General features: G+C 72.5%; 17 protein-coding genes. 9 read left to right on the forward strand and 8 right to left on the reverse strand.

Annotated elements, in window-relative coordinates:
* Positions 1-9: 9 nt before the first annotated feature.
* Positions 10-210 (reverse strand): ATP-binding protein, encoded by a 201-nt coding sequence (locus tag Pta02_RS25850; RefSeq protein ID WP_203877513.1) that lies wholly within the window; start codon positions 208-210, stop codon positions 10-12.
* Positions 211-404: 194 nt separating this feature from the next.
* Positions 405-2,567, reverse strand: a complete 2,163-nt coding sequence (locus Pta02_RS25855) for a beta-propeller domain-containing protein (protein WP_203877514.1) — start codon at positions 2,565-2,567, stop codon at positions 405-407.
* 85 nt (positions 2,568-2,652) lie between these two features.
* Between Pta02_RS25855 and Pta02_RS25860 the strand changes: the two genes are divergently transcribed.
* From Pta02_RS25860 to Pta02_RS25870, 3 genes are read left to right on the forward strand one after another with little or no spacing between them, the layout of a single operon-like run.
* A complete protein-coding gene (locus Pta02_RS25860; RefSeq protein WP_203877515.1) occupies positions 2,653-4,218 on the forward strand; it encodes a succinic semialdehyde dehydrogenase in 1,566 nt (521 codons plus the stop codon).
* A 27-nt stretch (positions 4,219-4,245) separates the two neighbouring features.
* Complete coding sequence (locus Pta02_RS25865) at positions 4,246-5,940, forward strand: GMC oxidoreductase (RefSeq protein ID WP_203877516.1); 1,695 nt, start codon at positions 4,246-4,248, stop codon at positions 5,938-5,940.
* Between the two features lie 58 nt (positions 5,941-5,998).
* Positions 5,999-7,372, forward strand: a complete 1,374-nt coding sequence (locus Pta02_RS25870) for a pyridoxal phosphate-dependent decarboxylase family protein (protein ID WP_203877517.1) — start codon at positions 5,999-6,001, stop codon at positions 7,370-7,372.
* Positions 7,373-7,432: 60 nt separating this feature from the next.
* Here the strand turns inward: Pta02_RS25870 and Pta02_RS25875 are convergent, their stop codons facing one another.
* Together Pta02_RS25875 and Pta02_RS25880 are read right to left on the reverse strand one after the other, a co-directional pair.
* Positions 7,433-8,137, reverse strand: a complete 705-nt coding sequence (locus Pta02_RS25875) for an alpha/beta fold hydrolase (RefSeq protein WP_203877518.1) — start codon at positions 8,135-8,137, stop codon at positions 7,433-7,435.
* A 13-nt stretch (positions 8,138-8,150) separates the two neighbouring features.
* On the reverse strand, positions 8,151-9,404 hold the full coding sequence (locus Pta02_RS25880; protein ID WP_239131222.1) for an MFS transporter: 1,254 nt from the start codon (positions 9,402-9,404) through the stop codon (positions 8,151-8,153).
* Between the two features lie 200 nt (positions 9,405-9,604).
* On the opposite strand from Pta02_RS25880, the gene Pta02_RS25885 reads away from it, so the two are divergent.
* Complete coding sequence (locus Pta02_RS25885; protein ID WP_239131223.1) at positions 9,605-10,600, forward strand: LacI family DNA-binding transcriptional regulator; 996 nt, start codon at positions 9,605-9,607, stop codon at positions 10,598-10,600.
* Between the two features lie 127 nt (positions 10,601-10,727).
* Here Pta02_RS25885 and Pta02_RS25890 read toward each other — a convergent pair whose 3' ends face one another.
* Both Pta02_RS25890 and Pta02_RS25895 read right to left on the reverse strand, forming a co-directional pair.
* On the reverse strand, positions 10,728-11,471 hold the full coding sequence (locus Pta02_RS25890) for an N-acetyltransferase (RefSeq protein ID WP_203877520.1): 744 nt from the start codon (positions 11,469-11,471) through the stop codon (positions 10,728-10,730).
* Positions 11,472-11,701: 230 nt separating this feature from the next.
* Positions 11,702-12,772: a YhaZ family DNA alkylation repair protein gene (locus Pta02_RS25895; RefSeq protein ID WP_203877521.1), complete on the reverse strand. Its 1,071-nt coding sequence runs from the start codon at positions 12,770-12,772 to the stop codon at positions 11,702-11,704.
* Positions 12,773-12,857: 85 nt separating this feature from the next.
* On the opposite strand from Pta02_RS25895, the gene Pta02_RS25900 reads away from it, so the two are divergent.
* Positions 12,858-14,372: a DUF885 family protein gene (locus Pta02_RS25900; RefSeq protein ID WP_203877522.1), complete on the forward strand. Its 1,515-nt coding sequence runs from the start codon at positions 12,858-12,860 to the stop codon at positions 14,370-14,372.
* 193 nt (positions 14,373-14,565) lie between these two features.
* Entirely contained in the window at positions 14,566-15,873 is a 1,308-nt protein-coding gene (locus Pta02_RS25905; protein ID WP_203877523.1) for an APC family permease, read from the forward strand.
* Here Pta02_RS25905 and Pta02_RS25910 read toward each other — a convergent pair.
* Together Pta02_RS25910 and Pta02_RS25915 are read right to left on the reverse strand one after the other, a co-directional pair.
* On the reverse strand, positions 15,836-16,972 hold the full coding sequence (locus Pta02_RS25910; RefSeq protein WP_203877524.1) for a polysaccharide pyruvyl transferase family protein: 1,137 nt from the start codon (positions 16,970-16,972) through the stop codon (positions 15,836-15,838). The genes Pta02_RS25905 and Pta02_RS25910 overlap by 38 nt on opposite strands.
* A gap of 77 nt (positions 16,973-17,049) precedes the next feature.
* A complete protein-coding gene (locus tag Pta02_RS25915) occupies positions 17,050-17,796 on the reverse strand; it encodes an SDR family NAD(P)-dependent oxidoreductase (protein WP_203877525.1) in 747 nt (248 codons plus the stop codon).
* A gap of 81 nt (positions 17,797-17,877) precedes the next feature.
* Between Pta02_RS25915 and Pta02_RS25920 the strand changes: the two genes are divergently transcribed.
* The 3 genes from Pta02_RS25920 to Pta02_RS25930 all read left to right on the forward strand — a co-directional run bounded on the left by Pta02_RS25920 (position 17,878) and on the right by Pta02_RS25930 (position 21,695).
* On the forward strand, positions 17,878-18,720 hold the full coding sequence (locus tag Pta02_RS25920; RefSeq protein ID WP_203877526.1) for an SDR family NAD(P)-dependent oxidoreductase: 843 nt from the start codon (positions 17,878-17,880) through the stop codon (positions 18,718-18,720).
* Positions 18,721-18,817: 97 nt separating this feature from the next.
* Positions 18,818-20,392 (forward strand): glutamine-hydrolyzing GMP synthase, encoded by a 1,575-nt coding sequence (gene guaA / locus Pta02_RS25925; protein WP_203877527.1) that lies wholly within the window; start codon positions 18,818-18,820, stop codon positions 20,390-20,392.
* A gap of 79 nt (positions 20,393-20,471) precedes the next feature.
* The gene (locus Pta02_RS25930; RefSeq protein WP_239131224.1) at positions 20,472-21,695 is read left to right on the forward strand and encodes an acyltransferase family protein; all 1,224 of its coding nucleotides are present in this window, start codon (positions 20,472-20,474) and stop codon (positions 21,693-21,695) included.
* Positions 21,696-21,739: the final 44 nt, after the last annotated feature.

A 21,739-nucleotide genomic window follows, 5' to 3' on the forward strand; every position in this document is an offset into this window, starting at 1 on the left:
CACGGTAGGTCAGGATCGACGCCCGGGGCCGACCGGCGCGGTGGCGAGGGTCGTATCGATGTCGAGCCGGCGGAAGGTGCCCTGGCCTCCGGTCAGTTCCCGGGCCAGAGTGGTCTTGCCGACCTGACGCGGTCCGCCGACGACGACCACCCGATAGGCCGACAGCGCGCGTGTCAGTCGAGGTTCCATCCTGCGGGAGATCTTCGCCACGCGTCTCACCGGCCTGTTCGTAGCTTTGCCACGCCCCTGGCCGACAGTTTGCCGCAGACCGAGAATCCGCCGGTGTGTTGTCGAGGATCCGTCAGGGGAGAAGTCCTGCTCGGCCGGGAAACGGCCGCGCCCCCGGGGGTGGGGTCCGGGGGCGCGGGGGTCGGGGGCGTACGGCGGGGCCGTACGGGGGTGGGTCAGTCGAACGGGATCCAGGCCTGCTCGGCGAGGTCGGACATGGAGTTGATCTTGAGGCCGAGGTCGGAGACCGTCCAGAGGCTGTCGCCGATCACGATCGAGCGGCGGATGCCCGGGTCGTAGGGGGCGATGCGGGTGTTCTCCACCGGCTTGGGCGCGGGGTGGAGGATGGTGCCGGTCTTGTCGATGGCGGAGTCGCCGATCTTCAGGACCAGGGCGGCGCCGTTGGTCTGCTCGGTGCCGGTCCAGGTGCTCAGCGGCAGGACGGCCGTGCCGGTCTTGGCCCAGTAGAGGAAGGCGTGCGGGTCCCACTCGGCCTCGGAGCCGGAGTCCTTCTGGAACAGCTGCGACAGGCGGCGCGGGGCGGCCGGGTCGCTGACGTCGAACAGGGAGACCTGGGTGCCGAGCGTGCGGCCCTGCTCGCTGGCCTCCTGGCCGATGCCGATCAGCCGTCCGTCACCGGCCGGGTGCAGGTAGGCGGAGTATCCGGTGATCTTCAGCTCGCCGGTCTTCCGCGGCGCGGCGGGGTCGCGCAGGTCGAGCACGTAGAGCGGGTCCACCTGCTTGAACGTCACCACGTAGCCGACCGGGCCGATGAACCGGACCGAGTAGATCCGCTCGCCCTCACCCAGCCCGCCGATCTCGCCGACCTTGGCCAGCGTGCCGGCGTCGAGCACGTACACCGCGCTGGAACTGCTCTTGTCCGTGTTCAGGGTGGTCGCGATCCGCAGGTTCCCCTCGTGCTCGGACAGGGAGTACTGGTTGAGCAGCCTGCCGGGCACCTTGCCCGAGGCGACGTAGCGGGGCGCGCCCGGCGCGGTGATGTCGAACCGGTGCACCTCGGTCTCCTCCGGGGGCTGCGCCGGGGTCGTGGCGGGCTCGGGCGTGGCGGAGACGGGCGGGTCGGGGACGCCGGTGGTCTCGTTGTTCGGCTCGGGGTTGCGGGTGGCGGTCGGGTCGTCCGGCGAGGTGGCGGCCGGGTCCTGCGGCTGCGGGGTGACGGTCTCCTCGGCCGGGGTGGGCTCCACCTTCGGCGGCACCGCCTCGCCGGAGGAACTCCCGGAGGGGCTCGCGGCGGGCGTGGCGGCCGGCTCCTCCTCCAGGATGACGTCGGTCGGCATCGCCCACCACCAGCGCGGGTTGCTGGTCACGTACAGGCTGGAGCCGGTGCCGTAGACCGTGTCCCCGTCGGCGGCCACGCTGATCGGCGCGCTGGCCGACAGGGCCTGGGCGCCCTGGGCCAGGTCGAGGGTGTGCACGGTCAGCATCGAGGTGCCGGTGTACTCCCGCGGGTGGCTGACCTGCTCGCAGGCGACGGTGTTCTTCACCGTCGTGCCCGCGGCGTCGGCGACCTCGAACTTCGGCAGCCACGCCTCCAGCGGCGCGGCCTTGACGACCTCGACGTTCTTGCGGGTGCGCTCGGTCTCGGTGGCGTCGGGACCGGCGTCGGGGAAGGTGATCTGGGGCTGGCTGCGCACCACCAGCCGCACCGTCGAGCCGACCATCCTGGCGTCCACGTGCGAGCCCTCGGGGGTGATCGAGCCGAGCACCTTCGGCTCGCCCGACAGGTCGACGAGCACGTAGCGGGGGCCCGGGCTCGGGGCGATCTTGGCGGTCGCGCCGAAGGGGATGATCCCGCCGCCGGAGAACAGCACCAGCGCCCGGTCCCCGCTGACCAGCAGGTCCGCCGGGGCCCACGCCTGCTCGGCGTCCACCAGCTTCAGCGTGCCGGTCACCTTCCTGGTCGCGGTGTCCACCACGCGCAGCACGCCCCGGTTCACGGTGATCACCCGGTTGCCGTCGGTCTTGACCAGGTCCGGCTCGTCCACCCCGGCCTCGTGCGTGTTCGTGGTGGAGTGCTCGGGGGCCTCGGCACGCTTGCCGGCCGCCGCGGTGTCCTCCGCCCCGACCGCCGTGCGGTACATCAGCTGCGGCCCGCCGATGCCCCACGGTCCCACGTTCTTGGCCGTCGCCTCGCGCAACCCGGCCAGCATGTCGTCACACCCGCTGTAGGAGACCAGCTTCACGTTCCCGAGCTCCACCGGTGTCGTACGGCTCGCGCCGGGCTCCGTCCCGGCGGAACTGCACGCCGTGGCGAGCAGGGCGGTGGCAAGGGTGACGGCGCTCCCGTTGCGGACGGCCGTACGAATCGATGTCCTCATGCCCCCATGACGGATGGACGCACCGAGTGGTTCAGATGGCTACCGGCCAGTAGCCGCGGAGGCGTTCGCCGAATATTCTTCGGGCATGGCTGCCACTCTCGGAGCGACCCGTACCCTCGACCCCCTCATGATCGAACGTGTCGTCCGGCACGTGACCTCCGGCGGCAAGACGCAGGTGGTCCTCGCGCCGTTCACCGGGGAGACCCTCGCCGAACTGCCCGTCTCCACCGCCGAGGACGTTCGCACCGCCCACGCCGCGGCGCGCCGGGCACAGCGGGAGTGGGCCGCGCTGCCGGTCCGGGAGAGGGTCAAGCCCTTCCTGCGCCTGCACGACGCCCTGCTCGACCGCCGCGAGGAGATCCTCGACGTGGTGCAGTGGGAGACCGGCAAGGCCCGCAGGCACGCCTTCGAGGAGGTCCTCGACGTCGCGGGCTGCACGCTCTACTACGCGCGCCGGGCGCCGGGCCTGCTGGAGCCCAAGCGGCGCGGGGGCATCTTCCCGCTGGCCACGAAGGTCGCCGAGACCCGCCACCCCAAGGGCGTCGTGGCGCTGATCTCCCCCTGGAACTACCCGCTCTCCCTCGGCGTGACGGACGTCGTCCCTGCGCTGCTGGCGGGCAACGCCGTGGTGCACAAGCCCGATACCCAGACCGCGCTGTCCACCCTGTGGACGATCGACCTGCTGGTCTCCCTCGGCATGCCCCGGGAGATCTGGCAGGTCGTGCTCGGCGAGCCGGCCGAGATCGGCGACCCGCTGCTCGACGACGCCGACTACGTGGCCTTCACCGGCTCCACCCGGGGCGGCAGGAAGATCGCCGAGGAGGCGGCCAAGCGGTTGATCGGCTGCTCGCTGGAGCTCGGCGGCAAGAACCCGATGATCGTGCTCGACGACGCCGACCTGGACGTGGCCGCCCAGGGGGCGCTGCGCGCCTGCTTCACCAACGCCGGGCAGCTGTGCATCTCCATCGAGCGCCTCTACGTCCACGACGCCGTGCACGACGCGTTCGTCGACAAGTTCGTCCGGCAGGCGAAGAACATGAAGCTCGGCTCCGGCCTCGACTGGAACGTGCAGATGGGCTCGCTCACCTCGCGCCGCCAGCTGGAGGCGGTGAGCGCGCACGTGGACGACGCCGTGGCCAAGGGCGCCCGGGTGCTCGCGGGCGGCAGGGCCCGTCCCGACGCCGGGCCGCTGTTCTACGAGCCCACGATCCTGACCGACGTGGACGAGACCATGGACCTGTGCCGCGAGGAGACCTTCGGCCCGGTCGTGTCGATCTACCGGTTCTCGGACGAGGACGAGGCGGTGGAGCGGGCCAACGACACCGTCTACGGCCTCAACGCCTCCGTCTGGACCCGCGACGTGGCGCGCGGGCGCGCGCTGGCCGCCCGGATCAAGGCCGGGACCGTCAACGTCAACGAGGGGTACGGCTCGGCCTACGCCTCCTACGACGCGCCCATGGGCGGCATGAAGTCCTCCGGGATCGGGCGCCGCCACGGGGCCGAGGGCCTGCTGAAGTACACCGAGGCGCAGAACATCGCCAGCCAGGCCTCCTGGCTGGGCTTCGAGCCGATCTTCGGCATGACCTACGACAAGTACGCCGACACGCTCGCCGGCCTGCTCAAGACCATGAAGAAGCTCCACCTCAAGTAAGCGGAGACGGCCGGAGGGAGGTCGCGGATGTTCAACTACGACGTGCTGGTGGTCGGGTCCGGGTTCGGCGGGAGCGTGGCGGCGCTGCGGCTGACCGAGAAGGGCTACAAGGTCGGCGTGCTGGAGGCCGGGCGGCGCTTCGACGAGCGCACGCTGCCCCGGACCTCCTGGCGCCTGCGCGACTTCCTGTGGGCGCCCGGCCTCGGGCTCAAGGGCATCCAGCGCATCCACGTGCTGCGCGGCGGCAGGGGCTCGGGCGTGATGGTGCTGGCCGGCGCCGGGGTCGGCGGCGGCTCGCTGGTGTACGCCAACACCCTGTACGAGCCGCTGGACCCGTTCTTCGCCGACCCCCAGTGGGCGGGCATCACCGACTGGAAGGCCGAGCTGGCGCCGTACTACGACCAGGCCAAGCGCATGCTGGGCGTGGTGGTCAACCCGACGCTGACCCGGGCCGACGAGGTCATGCAGAAGGTCGCCGCCCGGATGGGCGTGGCCGACACCTTCCACCGCGCCCCGGTCGGCGTGTTCTTCGGAACGCCCGGGGTGGAGGTCGACGACCCGTACTTCGGCGGGGCCGGGCCGCGCCGTACCGGCTGCACCGAGTGCGGGGAGTGCATGACCGGCTGCCGGCACGGCGCCAAGAACATGCTGATCAAGAACTATCTGTATCTCGCCGAGAAGGCCGGGGCCAGGGTGCACCCGGAGACCACGGCCGTCTCGGTCCGGCCCCTGCCCGCGGGCGGATACGAGGTGGAGGTGGCCAGGACCGGGCAGCCCTGGCGGCGCCGTACGCTCACCGCCGGGCAGGTGGTCTTCGCCGCCGGGACGTACGGCACGCAGCGCCTGCTGCACCGGATGCGGGCCGGCGGGAGGCTGCCCCGGATCTCGGACCGGCTGGGGACGCTGACCCGGACCAACTCCGAGGCGCTGCTCGGTTTCGAGCGCCTGTCCGTCAAGGGCGAGAAGCTCAACCACGGCGTGGCGATCACCTCCTCCATCCACCCCGACGCGCACACGCACATCGAGCCCGTCCGCTACGGGAACGGCTCCAACGCGATGGGCCTGCTGCGCAGCCTGCTGATCGACGGCGGGGGCGCGCCGCGCTGGCTGAAGTTCCTGGGCGAGGCCGCCCGGCGCCCGCATCTGGTGCCGCGGCTGTTCAACCACCGCCGCTGGTCGGAGCGCACGATCATCGCGCTGGTCATGCAGGCCAAGGACAACTCCATCACCCTGTCGGCGCGCAGGGGCCCGCTCGGCTGGAGACTGCGCTCGCGGCCGGGCCACGGCGAGCCCAACCCGACCTGGATCCCGGCCGGCCACGAGTTCGTCCGGTACGCGGCCGAGGAGATCGGCGGCATGCCCGGCGGCTCCTGGCTGGACCTGTTCGACATCCCGGCCACCGCGCACTTCCTGGGCGGCTGCGCCATCGGCGCCACGCCGTCCGAGGGGGTGATCGACGCCTACCACCGCGTGTACGGGCACGAGGGGCTGCACGTGGTGGACGGCTCGGCGATCTCGGCCAACCCCGGGGTCAACCCCTCGCTGACCATCACCGCCCAGGCCGAGCGGGCCATGGCGCTGTGGCCCAACAGGGGCGAGGCCGACGCCCGCCCGGCGCCGGGATCGTCCTACGCCCGGCTGGCGCCGGTGGCGCCGAGGAGCCCGGCCGTCCCGGCCGCCGCCCCGGGCGCGCTCCGCCTGCCCGTCGTCGAGGTGACCTGAGGGACGCACCTGCGGACCTGGCCACCGGCCCCGCCGGGACGTCCGGCACAATCCCCGTGTGATCTGGAACGTCGAGGAGTTCACCCGCGCCGCGGGCGTGACCGTCGAGCGGCTGGCCGCCTACGTGGAGGAGAGTCAGCGGGGCCTGCCGCCCGTCGTCGCCCGCCGCCCGCCGCGCGAGCTGGCCGAGCGGCTCGGCCTGGCCCGGTGGATCCGCGAGGGCGGGATGACGCCGGAGGGGTACGCCGGCTTCCTGGCCGTCTATCTGGCGGAGGGCACCCGGCTGCACCACCCGGCCTCCCTGGGCCACCAGGTCGCCTCCCCGGACTTCCCCGCGGCGCTGGCCGACTTCGTGCACGGCGCCGCCAACAACCCGATGGCGATCTACGAGATGGGCGCCTCCGCGGCCACCGTCGAGTTCGAGGTCCTGCGCTGGATGCTGGACAAGGCCGGGTACGGCGAGACGGGCGGCGGCGTGCTCACCCACGGGGGCTCGCTGGCCAACCTCACCGCCCTGCTGGCCGCGCGGGCGGCGGCGGCCCCCCGGGCGTGGACCGACGGGGTCCCCGCGGACCTGGCCCTGCTCGCGCCCGAGTCGGCGCACTACTCGCTCACCCGCGCCGCGGCGATCCTCGGCCTGGGGGAGCGGGCGGTCATGCCGCTGGACACCGACCCGCTGGGCAGGATCGACGTGGCCCGGCTGCCCGCGGCGCTGGAGCGGGTACGGCGGGCCGGGCGGCGGCCGATGGCCCTGGTGGCGAACGCCTGCTCGACCGGGACCGGCCTCTACGACGACCTGCGCGGCATCGGCGCGTTCTGCGCCGCGCACGGCGTCTGGTTCCACGTGGACGGCGCGCACGGCGCCTCGGCGCTGCTGTCGGCCGGGCACCGGCGCCTGCTCGACGGGATCGAGCTCGCCGACTCGATGATCTGGGACGCGCACAAGATGCTGCGCACCTCCAGCCTGGCGGCCGCCGTACTGACCCGGCGGGAGGGCGACCTGGACGCGGCCTTCCGCCAGCGGGCCAGCTATCTGTTCTACGGCGACCAGGGCTTCGACCTGATCGGCAGGACGGTGGAGTGCAGCAAGGCCGAGCTGGGCCTGAAGGTGTTCCTCAACCTCGCCTGGCGGGGCGAGCGCGGCCTGGGCGACTACGTCGCCCGGCAGTACGCCGCCGCGCACCGCCTGTGGGAGCTGGGCCGGGAGCGGCCGGGCTTCACCTTCCCCTACGAGCCGGAGAGCAACATCGTCTGCTTCCGGTACGGCGCCGGCGACCAGGCGGAGATCCGCGAGCGCCTGATGGACGAGGGCGCCTTCCACCTGACGTCGGCCGAGATCGGCGGTGTCCGGCACCTGCGGGCGACCGTCATGGCCCCGGCGACGGACGACAAGACGCTGGAGGCGCTGCTCGACCGGATCGCCGGGGCGTGACGGGGGGACGCTCCGGGACGTCTCAGGACGTCCCGGAGCGTCCGGAGGCGTCCCCGATCGTCAGAGCCAGTCGTCGATCGAGGCCATGAAGCCGTCGAACAGGTGTCGGTGCACGGTGTGCTCGGCGCCCGGCACGATCCGGACCTCGAAGCCCCGCTCCTTCAGTTCCGCGGCGAAGCCGGGAGAGACGAGGAAACTGGGGTCGGCGAGCTGGACCAGGGACGGGACCACCGGCTCGGGGGTGAAGTCCCGGCCGGAGAACCCGCCCAGCGCGAGCGCGGTCGCGACGTCCCAGGACTCCAGCATCTCCAGCTCCACCTCGACCTCGTCGGCGGGGAAGCCGGGATGGGAGGCGGCGACCTGCTCGCGGGTGGCGTCCTTGCCCCGGGCGAGCATCTCGGTCATCGGCACGCCGTCGACGACGGGCAGCCGGAACGCGGGATCGGAGTAGATCGCCCGGCCGGGCCGCAGCCGCTCCACCGCCAGGCCGAGCGTCAGCCCGCCCAGCGAGTGGCCGATCGCCAGTTCCGGCTCCGCGGGCACCGACTCCAGCACCGAGGCCGCCAGCGCCTCGGGCGCGTAGTCCGCCTCGTCCCCGCCGCGGGGGCTGTCGCCGTGCCCGGGAAGGTCCACCGCGATGACCCGGTAACCGCGCCCGGCCAGCGCGGGACCCACCCGCCACCAGCACCGGGAGTCGGCCATGATGCCGTGGACCAGCACGGCGACCCGGTCGCCGGAACCCCATTGGCGTGTGTTGAGCTTCATATGGACCCTTTCCTCAACGAACCGATCTGATGGGGAGTACGGCGACCGCCCCGGCGAGCGAGATGACGATCGCCACCGCCCACAGTGCGCCATAGCCGCCGAAGGCGCTCACGATCGCGCCGGCGACGAACGGGGCGATCATCTGCGGGCCCGCGTTGGCGACGTTGAGGATGCCCATGTCACGGGCGGCGTCCCCCTTGCTGGGCAGCACCAGGGTGACGATCGCGATGTCCACCGCGCCGTAGGCGCCGAACGCGGCGCCGTGCACGATGCTGTAGACGATCATCGAGGTCATGCTGGGCCAGAGCAGCGGCAGCAGCATCGAGACGGCGGTGACGAGGCCCGCGGCGGTCACGAACATCTTGCGCCGGTCCAGCCGGTCCGACAACGGGCCGCAGACGATCGCCGCGACCATCGCCGACAGCGTGGAGACGATCGTGGTCGTCGCGACGGCCTGCGGCGCCTCCTCCTTCGACAGGCCGATGTAGTCCTGGAAGAGGAACAGCATGAACAGCAGCACCATGAAGTAGCCCAGGACCATCAGGGCGCGGCCGACGAAGACCCACAGGAAGTCCCGGTGGGCGAGGGCGGAGACGAAGTCCGCGACCGAGGTGGCCAGGGAGGTCCTGGGCCGCCGCGTGACCTCGTACTCCCCGGGGCGCGGGTCGTGGGTCAGCGAGACCACCAGGAGCGCGCCGAGCACCACGGCCGAGCCGAAGACCAGATAGCCGAGGGAGACGTCGGCCACGAAGAACGCCGCGAGCTGGACGCCGACCATGACGCCGACCGAGGTGGCCACGGAGATGACCGCCGAGGCGGTGCCCCGCCGCTCCTCGGGCACCCGGTCGGGGACGATCGCGGTCAGCGCGGCCTGGTAGAGGTTCATCATCGCCTGGGCCAGCGACCAGCCGAGCAGGATCATCGGGATGGTCGAGACCTGGCTCATCAGCAGCATGGTGGCCAGCGCGGCCAGGGCGCCGCCGATGATCCACGGGTTGCGCCGCCCCCACCGGGAGCGGGTCCGGTCCGACAGCGTGCCGCCGATCGGGTTGAAGACCGTGGCGAACACGGCGCTGACGCCGGCGACCATGGCCACGTTGGCGACCTTGTTCTCGGGGTCGATCTCGGCGATCTGAGTCTGCACGAGCAGACCGCCGACGCCCAGATAGAGCATGTACATGACGGCGTTGGCGACACCGAGGACGCCCAGCAGCTTGGGCAGGCCGTCCTTACGGGTCGCGGCGGGGGGAGTGCCGAGGGCGCTCACGCGCGGCTCGCCAAAGTCATCGTCGTTCCTTTCGCGCAGCTCAAAGTGGGGGTGACGCAGTGGTTATACGTATAATCAGTTGATAGCACCCGCCCGCCGGAGATGACAAGAGCAAAGTTCTGTAACGGCCGTCCCGGGACGGGGTCCCCCGGTGGAGCGGAGCGGGCGAAGTCCCCGCCGGGGCGGCGAGAATGGAGGCGATGAACGCCAAGCCTCCCACCAGCCTCGACGTCGCCCGGCTGGCCGGCGTCTCCCAGGCGACGGTCTCGTACGTGCTCAACGACCGACCGGGCGCCCGGGTCAGCGACGAGACGCGGGAACGGGTGCGGGAGGCCGCCGAGCGACTGGGATACGTGCCGCACGCCGGGGCGCGCACGCTGCGCACCGGACGGAGCGGGCTGATCCTGATCTCCATGGACGACGTGCCGTACGGACCGCTGGCCATCGGCATGCTGGAGGAGCTCGACCGGGAGCTCTCCCGGCGCGGTTACACCCTGGTCCAGTACGGCGCCCGCCGGCTGCGCGGGGTCCCGGCCGCCCGCGCCTGGGCCGAGCTGCGGCCGGTCGCGGTGCTGGCCGGGGCCGGGAAGCTCGACGAGCAGGCGGTGGCCGTCCTGCGCTCGGCCGGGGTCAAGGCCGTCGTCGCGCTGGGGGCCCACTCCTCGGCCGTGACCGCGAGCGTCGTCGTCGACCACGCGGGCATAGGGGCCCTGGCGGCCGGGCACCTGATCGACCGCGGCTGCCGTACGATCGCCGCGGTCGTCCCGGCGGAGCCCGGCCTGCGCGAGATGGGCGAGCACCGGCTGAGCGGGGCCCGGCGGGTCGCCGAGGCCCGGGGAGTCCCGCTGACCAGGGCCGACCTGCCCTTCAGCGAGGAAGGCGCCGCCGCCCTGCTCGACGTGTGGCGGCGGGTGGACGGGGTGTTCGCCTACAACGACGACTACGCCATGCTGCTGATGACCGTGCTGCGCGACGCGGGCGTCGCCGTACCCGGTGACGTGCGGATGGTCGGCTGCGACGACCTGCCGCTGGCCACCCTCCTGCGCCCGAGGCTCACCACGGTCCGGATCGACGTCTCCGCGATGCCGTCCCTCCTCGCCCGGCGGCTGGAGGAGCTCATGGAACAGGAGGCCCCCGCCGAACCGGACCACATCCACCCGTGGAACCCGGTCCTGGTCGTCCGGGAGTCGTCCTGAACGGCAGGGCACCGTCGCGAGGCGTCTGCGGTCCCGGTGCCGCGGCGTCCCCGGTTCCGATCCCGTGCCGTCACCGGGAGGCCGGGTCCGCAGCCTCCGGCCGGGCCGGGACGGTGAGCCCGCCGGCTCAGGCCAGGGGGTGCCGGACCCAGATGTTGGGCTCGACGTAGACGGCGTGGTCCTGCCCGACGTCGCAGTGGACCGGGACGAGGGCCTTGGGCACCTCGATCTCGCCGCTCGCGTCGAAGGGCAGGCCGGTCCACTCACGCCACTCGGCGAGCGTGCCGGAGATCGTCATCGAGCGGGGCGCCACCTTCACGATCCCGCCGCCGGCGCGGATGTGCACGCGCAGCCACGGGTCGGCGGGGAGGCCGTCGGGCCGGGTCCGCGCGGCGTAATCCGCCATCGGGGTGCGCGGCTCCAGGTGCTTGGCGTTCGGCCGTACCGGGGCCAGCATCTCGGTGAACCCGAGCCGGGCGGCGTTGTCCCGCAGCGCGCCGAGCATGGTCGGCGACAATCCCTTGCCCAGCAGATCGGTCCTGACGGTGATCTCCAGGGCGGTGACCCTGCCGGGGGTCCCACCGGTCCGCCGGGTGTGCCAGGCCCGCAGGATCGCGCCGTCCCAGCCGCCGTCCGGCAGCTCCTCGCGCGTCCAGGTGAACGGGACGCTGAACGCCCTGGCCGCCAGGCGCCCGGGATCGGCGTCGTCGTCGGCGACCAGGACGAACTCCGGGTAGGCGCTCTCGCAGACGTCGTAGAAGAGATTCGCCATCGGGTCGTGGAGCATGAACTCCGGCCAGGGATTGTCCATCGCCCAGATCGCCCCGGCGAGTTCCGGGCGTTCGGCGAGAGTGGTGATTCTCAAGGCCATACCGCCATCCTCGCAGGCGGCATGCCATCGGCCCGGACATCCGTCCCACCACCCGGAGGCGGGAGCCGGTGAGAGAGGCGGGAACCGATGAGAGGGGCGGGAACCGATGAGAGGGGCGGGAATCGGCGAGGCGGCCGCCGGGGACGGCGAGGACGCGCGGGGCCCGTGCGGGCTCACACGCAGGTGTCGGGCACCTCGCCCGGGTCGAATCCGCTCCGCGACGGGGCGGGTCAGGCCTCGGCCAGGGTGAAGGGGGCGCTCGCCCGGACCGTGCCGTTGACGACGATCTCCAGGACGCGGGGGCCCGGGGGCTCGGTGCGGGTGGTCACCGGGCGGAACGAGTGGGCCTTCGCCACCGTGACCGCCTCGCCGGGGACCTCGGCCCGGCGCTCGCCGAGATGGAAGACGCGCCGCGAGCCGTCGCGCCGGATCGCGTATTTGAGCACGAGCGGCCCGGGGGAGTCGGCCGCGACCGTGACCGTGAACCGCAGGCGCTCCCCGACGGCCACCCGGTCGGCGTCGAGCACCAGGGTCCGCACCGACCCGCCGCCCGGGGCGGCGCCCACCAGCTCCAGGCCGCCGGGATGCCCCGCGCGCAGCAGGCCGCGCACGGCATGGCGCAGGACCCTCTCGACGTGGGAGCCGCCCTCGGAACGCCAGCGGCCGAGCAGCTCGACCGCGACGCCGGGGTGGTCCTTGGCGATGTCGTTGACGTGGTTGGCCACCGAGCGCCGGACGTATTCGCCGGGGTCGTCGCGGAGCCGGTCGAGGATCGGCAGGGTCGGGCCGGGCTCCATCAGCCACCGGACCCGCGTCGCCCAGGGCAGCCGGGGCCGCGACCCCTCCGAGGCCAGGCGCCGCAGGTGCTCGTCGGGCGACTCCGCCCAGCCGTACATGATCTTCAGGGCGTCCTCGCCGTGACGGTCGAGGTAGGGCCGGACGGCGAACTCTCCCGTGGCGTACGGCGTGAGCACGGCGAGCGTGGTCATCGCCTCGTCGAGATGGCCGAGGCCGTGCCCGGCGACGTAGTCGGTGGCGGGCCAGCCGCTCCACATGTCCAGCCGGACGCGGGCGGCGGCCTCGCGGAGGATCCCGGCGGCGTGCGGGAACGCCGGGGGCAGCGCCTCGCCCAGGTGCCGGGCGACGTGCCGGACGCGGTCCTTCAGCTCCAGACCGGCCAGCCCGGCGCTCGCCCCGGCGACGAACCGGTCGCGGGGGAACGGCGTCCAGGCCGCCGTCACGCCGTCGGCGAGCAGCCCCACGGAGGCGGTGCCGATCATCTCTTTGAGAGGTTGCGCCATGGCGGGTACGGTGCCACACCGCCCTGACATTTCCGGTGACGTCTCCCGGTCGAGGACCGGGAGCCGCTGGGATAGCGTCGGCCGCATGACCGAACTCGACTCCCGCCTGCGGGCGGTGTGCGACCTGAGCGTCGCGGGATCCCGGGAGATGGCCGGACGCCACGAGTACGACGGGACGATCCAGGACCTGTCGCCGGACGGAGTGCGCGCCGGGCTGGCCGCGCTGGGCCGCGGGCCGTCGCCGGACGACCCCTACGACACCGCCCACCTGGAGGTCTTCGAGGAGTCCTCCCGGGTCCGGTACGGCGAGCTGGAGCTGTACCGGCGCAGCCCGATGGAGCACCTGGAGGGCATGGACCTGGCCGCCTACGACCGGGAGTACGCCCCGCGGGCCGAGCGGGACGCCGCCCGGCTGGCCCATCTGGCCCGCTGGCCCGAGGCGGTGGACAACGCGGTCGCCGCGCTCGACCGGCTCAGCGCGCCGGTCGCCACGTCCCTGCTGGGGGCGGCGCGCGGCCTGGCCGCCGGGATCCCCCGGGAGGCGGACGAGGCGGTGCGCGAGGCGGCGCTGAAGGCCCACGCCCGCCTGGTCGAGCACATCGAGGAGGCCTCGCGGTCCGGCGACCCCGATGCCTCCCTGGGCGCGGCCGGCCTGGCCGGGCTGATGAGCGCGGACGAGGGGATCCCGGTCGACCTGGGACGGCTCGCCGAGCGGGCCGACGCCGAGCGCGACCGGCTCATGGAGCGGCTGACCGAGTCGTGCGCGAAGCTGGGGCACGGCGACCGGCCGCCGCTGGAGGTCTGCCGCGAGCTGGTCCGCGACCACCCCGGCATCGACGGCGTGATCGACGCCGCCCGGGAGGGCACCGAGCGGGCGATCGCCTTCACCCGGGAGCGGGACCTGGTCCCCTACCACGACGGCGAGTGCCTGGTCGGCATCGCGCCCGAGTCGCGCCGGTGGGCCATGGCGATGATCAGCTGGGCCGCCCCGGGCGAGCCGGAGGCCCCGTCGTGGTATCACATCACCCCGCCCGACCCCGCCTGGCCGGAGAACGAGATCGAGGAGTGGCTGGAGGTCTTCAGCGCCACCACGCTTCCGGCGATCAACGTCCACGAGGTCGCCCCGGGGCACTTCTCCCACAGCCGCGCCCTGCGTCATGCCCGCTCCGACGTGCGCCGGACGCTGATGTCGCCGGCGTTCGCGGAGGGCTGGGCGCACTACGCAGAGGAGCTCTGCGTCGAGGAGGGCTTCGCCCCCGACGACCCGCGCTTCGAGATCGGCGTGTGGCTGGAGGCGCTGATCCGGGTGACCCGGATGGCCTGCGCGATCGGCGTGCACACCGGGGCGATGACGGTCGAGGAGGGCGCCCGCCGCTTCGAGGCCGACACCCACATCGCCGGTCCGGCCGCGCTGTCGGAGGCCCGCCGCGCCACCTTCGACCCGACCTACGGCCGCTACACCTGGGGCAAGCTGGAGATCCTCGATCTGCGCGAGCGGGCCAGGGCCGAGTGGGGCGCGTCCTTCACGCTCAAGCGCTTCCACACCGCCATGCTGGAGCTCGGCTCCCCGCCCCTGGGCCTGCTGCCGCGGGCGCTGTGATCCCGGAGGCGCCGTGATCCCGCCGGCCCTTCTCACCCGCGCCGGGTGATCCCGGGCTCCGGCTCCGGCCGGAGCCTGGGAGGGCCGTGGCGACGCCGGTCGCCGCCGTGTCCGGTGATGGGGAACGGTCACGGCGACCGTGTCCGGTGGCGGGAAGCGGTCATGGCGACCTGTCCGGCGGTGGGAGGCGTTCATGGCGACCACAGAGGAGAACCGGCAGTTCACGGTCTTCCAGGCGGCGTTCATCGGCCTGGGGGCGATGGTCGGCGCCGGGATCTTCGCCCTCCTCGGGGCGGCGGGCGAGATCGCCGGCGCGGCGGTGTGGCTGTCGTTCCTGCTGGCGGGCGGGATCGCGATCCTCCACGGATACTCGTTCGCCAAGCTCGGCGCGAAGTACCCCTCGGCCGGCGGCATGCTCGAGTACATGGCGCGGGGCTTCGGGGAGGGGCACGTCACGGCCGTCACCGCCTGGCTCGTCTACGCGGCCAACGCCATCGTCACCGCCATGGTGGCGGTGACCTTCGGCAGCTACGCGAGCGCGGTCGTGGCCGGTCAGGACCAGACGTGGGCCAAGGTGTTCTCCTGCCTGCTCGTCGTCGCGATGACGGCGCTGAACGTCGCGGGCTCGACGGCCGTCGCCCGGGTCCAGTCCGTGATCGTCAAGGTGGTCATCTCCATCCTCGTGGTCTTCGCGGTCGTCACGATGGTGAACATGGAGCCCTCGTTGCTCGCCCCCTCCGGCTATCCCGGTGTGCGGGAGATCGTCTCGAGCGTCGCGCTGACGTTCTTCGCGTTCCTCGGGTTCGGCGTCATCACCTTCACCGCCAAGGACCTCCCCGAACCCTCCCGCCAGCTGCCCAGGGCCATGTTCCTGGCGCTGGGGATCGCCACGGCGGTGTACGTCGCCGTCGCGCTGGGGGTCTTCGGCACGCTCACCGTGGACCAGGTGATCGCTTCGGGCGGGACGGCGCTCGCGGAGGCGGCGAAGCCGACCCTGGGCCAGTTCGGCTACGTCCTGATGGTCATCACGGCGCTGTTCTCCACGACCGGCGCGGTGAACTCGGGGCTGTACCCCTCCATCGGCCTGGCCGGGTATCTGGCCTCGACCGGCCAGTTCCCGCCGGTGTTCGGACGGTTCGTCGGGCGGCGCAGGGCGTCGGCAGGACTGCTGATCATGGCGGGCGCGACCCTGCTCATGGTGGTCTTCTTCAACCTCAACAGCATCGCGTCGCTGGGCAGCGCCGTCGCCCTGCTGGTCTTCTCCGCGGTCACGTTCGCGCACTTCCGAGTCCGGCGGGAGACCGGCGCCAGCCTGATCGTCCTCGTCGTCGCGGTGGTGTGCACGCTCGGGACGTTCGTCGTGTTCTGCGTCACGACGCTCGCCGAGGAGCCGGTCACGGCTCTCACGCTCGTCGGGATCATCCTGCTGTCCGTCGTCGTCGACCTGCTGTGGAAGCGGACCCTCAGATCACGGGGCGCTTCACCGGGGGCAGCCCGTTGACCTCCAGATAGTCGTTGAAGTTGTCGAAGAGCCCGCCGATGTGGTCGAAGAAGTCGTCGTAGTCGATCAGCGACCCGATCTCCCCGACGCTCATGTCCCGGACGGTCCCGACGGGTACGGCGGGCAGGTGCAGGAAGTCCGTCAGCTCCCGCGTCCTGGCGTCGTGGGTCAGCCACAGGGCCGGCCTGCCGCTGAGGATCGACGCCATGTTGACGTGGAACCTGGTGCCGTAGGTGAACGAGACCGACTCCTGGTTGAACTGGTACCAGGACTTCGTGTCCCGGAAGAGCCGGTATCTGCGCTGGTAGTAGCTCTCCAGCTGGTCGCGCGTCCCCCGTGTGCGGCGCAGGCGGCGGGCGCGGTAGTCCTTGAGGAAGGACGGGATCCGGCCGTCCCCGCGGCCGCGGGTGACGTCGACGTAGAACTGGTGGCTGCGCCGGTTCGACGGCTCGATCATGAACGTGTCGTTGCGGATGGCGTCGTGGAGCAGCCGCGTCTCGGCCTCCTCCTTGAGCTTGGTGCCGGAGAACGCCGGACGGCCCTCGCCGTTCCTGAGGTTCCTGAGGTTCTTGCGGAGCCGGGCCAGCTGGGCCGGGCGGGAGAACAGCGACGGGCAGCCGACGACCTTGGTGTTGGTCACCCCGCATATCTGCTCCAGCACCCGCCTGGTCGTCTCCCCCCGGACCCCGATGACCGCGCACCGCTCCTGTAGGTCGCGCAGCACGCCGGTCGCCTCGGCGGGCAGCGTCGCCCCGGTCAGGTCGTCGGTCTCGGCCTGGACGCCGAGGCCGAAGATGACGATGGGCTTGTCGATGCGGTCCAGCAGCTCGCGCAGCCGGAGGTAGGGGCTCGCGTCGTCGGAGCCGAGCCTGAGGGTGTTCGCCATGGTGAACACCAGATGGCTGCAGTGCCGGTTGACGAAGTCGGCGAAGGAGGTGGCGCCGGTCAGCGACCGCCACTGGCGGTCCAGGCGGTAGACGCAGTCGTCGAACATCTCGAAGGGCGCGTTGGCGTGGATCATGTTGCCGGAGTTCTCGGGATGCACCAGAGGAAACTCCGGGGGCAGTTCGCGCCGGCAGCCCGCTACGGCGATGGCCATGCTTTTTTCCGTTCCCCCGTGGACGATGTCGCCCACTGTAACGGTGTCGATACGGAGGGGATGCGGCTTTTTCCGGATCAGCGGTCGACGGCGGTGGCGCCGCCGTCGACGACCAGGTGGGCGCCGGTGATGAAGGACGCCTCGTCGCTCATCAGGAACCGCACGGCCGCGGCGACCTCCTCGGGGCGGCCGAGGCGGCCGGTGATCGCCTTCTTCCTGAACGCCTCCATGAAGCCCGGGTCGCCGCCGGTGGCGCCGGTCAGCATCGGGGTGTCGATGTAGCCGGGGCAGACCGCGTTCACCCGGATCGGGGCCAGCTCGTGGGCCATGGAGCGGGTCAGGCCGAGCAGACCGGCCTTGGAGGAGCAGTACGCCGGGACGAAGGCCTGGCCGACCAGGCCCTCGATGGAGGAGACGCCCACGATCGCCGAGCCCTCGTTGCTCCGGAGGTCCTGAAGGATCGCCTTGACCAGCAGGGCCTGGGCGCGCAGGTTGACGTTGAGCACCCGGTCCCAGGACGCCTCGTCGAGGTCGCCGATCGCCATGGGCCCGGCGATCCCGGCCGCGTGGACCAGGCCGCCGACCGGGCCGAGGGCGTCGCGGGTGGCGGCGAGCGCGTCGGGGAAGGCGGAGCTGTCGGTGACGTCGACGGTCAGGCCGACGGCGGTGGCGCCGTTCATCGCGGCGAAGGAGGCCGTCTCCTTGGCGCCCGGGGTGTCCACGTCCCAGACGGCGACCGGCCGTCCCGTCTCGGCGAGCGCCAGCGCGCAGGCCCGCCCGATCCCGGACGCGCCTCCCGTGACGATGACTCCGGTCCGCGGCATGTGGCCTCCTCGACGCGTGGTGATCCTCACGTTAGCTTGGGATACCAAGCTAGCGATAGGTACGAAAAGACGGAGGCCGGGATGCGGGAACTGTCGGGCAGGGTCGCGGTCGTCACCGGAGCCGGCGGCGGCATCGGCCGGGCGCTCGCCTCGCGGCTGGCCGCCGAGGGCATGGCGCTGATGCTCGCCGACGTGGATCCCGGGCCGCTGGCCGAGACCGCCTCCGAGGTGGAGGCCGCCACCGGCGTCACGGTCCTCACCCAGGTCACCGACGTCTCCGACGCGGCGGCCGTACGCCACCTGGCCGACCGCTCGTTCGGCGAGCTCGGCGCCGTCCACGTGCTGTGCAACAACGCCGGGGTGTTCCAGGGCGGGCGGATGTGGACCCGCGAGCCGGAGGACTTCGCCTGGCTGCTCGGGGTGAACCTGTGGGGCACGCTGCACGGCATCCACGCCTTCGTACCCCGGATGATCGAGCAGGACACCGAGGGGCACATCCTCAACACGGTCTCGGTGGCGGGACTGTTCGCCGCACCGCTCAGCGGGGGCTACTCGGTCTCGAAGTACGCCGCCCTGGCCGCCTCGCAGTCCCTGGCGCAGGACCTGCTGCTGGCCGGCTCCAGGCTCAGGGTGACCGCCCTGTGCCCGGGCGGGGTGCGCACGGACATCAACCGGTCGGAGCGGGTGCGGCCGGAGAACCTGCTGGTTGCCGAGCGCACCGAGGACGAGCGGCTCTCGGCCGACATCATCGACGGCCTGGTGGACAAGGGCATCGACCCGGCGGAGGTGGCCGGGGCCGCGGTGGCGGCCATCCGCGAGGAGCGCTTCCTGGTCCTGACCCACCCCCGCTACGCCGACGGCCTGCGCGACCAGACGGAGGCGCTGCTCTCGGGCGGTCTGCCCGATCTGCCCGTCTACGAGTGAACGCCCGCGCGAGCCCGCGGACAGACGCCCGCGTAAGCGCCGGGACGGGCGCCGATACACTGACCCCACCGCTGCGCTTTTTCCCTGGGGGGTCTTGGTGTCAAAGTTCGACCCGTCGTCCGACCCGACGTTCGACACGGTCCTGGTCGTCGACTTCGGCGCGCAGTACGCGCAGCTGATCGCCAGGCGGGTCCGCGAGTGCCACGTCTACTCCGAGGTCGTCCCCTCGACGATGCCGGTCGAGGAGATGATGGCCAAGAACCCCAAGGCCATCATCCTGTCCGGCGGCCCCTCCTCGGTCTACGCCGAGGGCGCCCCGCCCGTGCCGCACGGCCTGTTCGACACCGGGGTGCCGACCTTCGGCATCTGCTACGGCTTCCAGGCCATGGCCCAGGCGCTCGGCGGCACGGTGGCCAGGACCGGCGGCGCCGAGTACGGCGGCACCCGCCTCGACGTCTCCCTGGAGGGCGTGCTCTTCGCCGGTCTGCCGGCCCGGCAGGCGGTCTGGATGTCGCACGGCGACAGCGTCTCGGCCGCCCCCGAGGGCTTCGACGTCACCGCCTCCACCGCCGACACCCCGGTCGCCGCCTTCGAGAACCCCGGCCGCGGCCTGTACGGCGTGCAGTTCCACCCCGAGGTCCTGCACTCCGAGCACGGCCAGGCCGTGCTCAGGCACTTCCTGGAGGCCGCGGGCTGCCGCCCCTCCTGGACGATGCTCAACATCGTCGAGGAGGCCGTGGAGGCGGTCCGCGCCCAGGTCGGCCCGGAGGGCCGGGCCATCTGCGGCCTGTCCGGCGGCGTGGACTCCGCGGTGGCCGCGGCCATCGTGCAGCGGGCCATCGGTGACCGCCTGACCTGCGTGTTCGTCGACCACGGCCTGCTGCGCAAGGGTGAGGCCGAGCAGGTCGAGCGCGACTTCGTCGAGGCCACCGGCGTCAAGCTCCGCGTGGTGGACGCCCAGGAGCGCTTCCTGAAGGCGCTGGACGGCGTGAGCGACCCGGAGGAGAAGCGCAAGATCATCGGCCGCGAGTTCATCCGCGTCTTCGAGGACGAGGAGCGCGCCATCATGGCCGACGGCCCGGTCGGCTTCCTGGTCCAGGGCACGCTCTACCCGGACGTGGTCGAGTCCGGCGGCGGCACCGGCACCGCCAACATCAAGTCCCACCACAACGTCGGCGGCCTGCCGGAGGACCTGCAGTTCGAGCTGGTCGAGCCGCTGCGCGCGCTGTTCAAGGACGAGGTCCGCCGCGCCGGCGAGGAGCTCGGCCTGCCCTCCGCCATGGTCTGGCGCCAGCCGTTCCCCGGTCCGGGCCTGGGCATCCGCATCGTCGGCGCCGTCACCCGCGAGCGCCTGGAGATCCTGCGCGAGGCCGACGCCATCGCCCGCGAGGAGCTGTCCCGGGCGGGGCTGGACCGCGAGATCTGGCAGTGCCCGGTGGTGCTGCTCGCCGACGTCCGCTCGGTGGGCGTGCAGGGCGACGGCCGCACCTACGGCCACCCGGTCGTCCTGCGCCCGGTCTCCAGCGAGGACGCGATGACCGCCGACTGGTCCCGCGTGCCGTACGACGTGCTGGCCCGCATCTCCACCCGGATCACCAACGAGGTCGCCGAGGTCAACCGGGTGGTGCTCGACGTGACGAGCAAGCCGCCGGGCACCATCGAGTGGGAGTGAGCCGGGATTCGGCCGCGTATCCGATAGAGGATGTGCGTTAGTCCTGTTTCACGAAGTCACGGCGGGTAAGTTGGGGCGGGTGTCGACGACCGCCCTCACCCGATCCCGCCCGTCCGTGACCGGCACCCGGCTGGCGTGGCTGGACGCGCTGCGCGGGCTCGGCGCGACGGCGGTGCTGCTGGAGCACCTGCTGCCGTGGTTCATGCCGCAGCTGCGGCCGTACTGGTTCAACCTGGGCATGTACGGCGTGCTGGTGTTCTTCCTGGTCAGCGGATACATCATCCCGGTCTCCCTGGAGGGCCGGGGGGACGTGCGGGCCTTCTGGATCAGCCGCATCTTCCGCCTGTACCCGATCTACCTGCTGGTCGTGGCCATCGTCCTGGTGACGGCCATCTGGATGCCGGTCCGCGAGCACGTCCCGCGCGACCTCGCCTCGGTCTCGGCGCACCTGACGATGCTGCTGGACGTGGTGCACCTGGGCGGCCTGGCCGACACCATGTGGACGCTCTCCTACGAGATGGTGTTCTACCTGCTGGTCACCGCGCTGTTCGTGCACGGCCTGCACCGGCGCAGCGGGACCTTCGCCGTCGGGTTCGGCGCCGCGGCGGTCGGGATCGGGCTGGTGCTGACGGCCCCGGTGCTGACGGGTTTCTGGCCCGCCTACGTCTCGGGCGCGGTGTTCCTGGCGGGCATGGCCTGCCTGCTGGCGGGCCGGTTCCGTACGGCGGCCGCCTCCGCCCTGGGCCTGATGGCCGTGACGCTGCTGCTGCTGGGCAGCTTCGTGCCGTGGTTCGCGGCGGCGATCCTGGCGGTGATGTTCACCGGGACCGCGATCCGCCGCTGGGAGCAGGGCACCGGGAGCCTGTGGCCGGTGGCCGCCGCGACCGTGCTCGTGGCGCTGGCCCCGGTCTGGGCGGACCAGGCGCGCTGGTGGTGGGTGCAGCCGGACGTGTGGATCACCACGATGGTCCTGGCGGGGGTGACGTTCGCGCTCGCGATGGCCCTGCGGGAGCGCCGCCTGCCCCGCTTCCTGGTCTGGCTCGGCCTGATCAGCTACTCGCTCTACCTGCTGCACCACCCCCTGCTGCGGCTGGCCTACGCCGTTCTGTACGCCACCGTGGGCGACGTGCGCGCCCTGCCCGTACCGGTGCAGGCGGCGCTGACGGCGGGCTTCGCCGCGGCGGTCCTGGGGCTGAGCTGGCTCACCTACCGCTACGTCGAACTGCCCGCCCAGCGGTTCGGCCGGGCCCTGGCCCGCCGGGTGGCGCCGGCCGGGGAAGCTCCGGTCAAAGAGCGGGTATAGCCCTGGTCAATCGGCGCCGACACGCCGTACCCGCGTCAATAGCG

This window comes from Paraplanobispora takensis, from assembly GCF_016863195.1.
Lineage (GTDB): Bacteria > Actinomycetota > Actinomycetes > Streptosporangiales > Streptosporangiaceae > Planobispora > Planobispora takensis.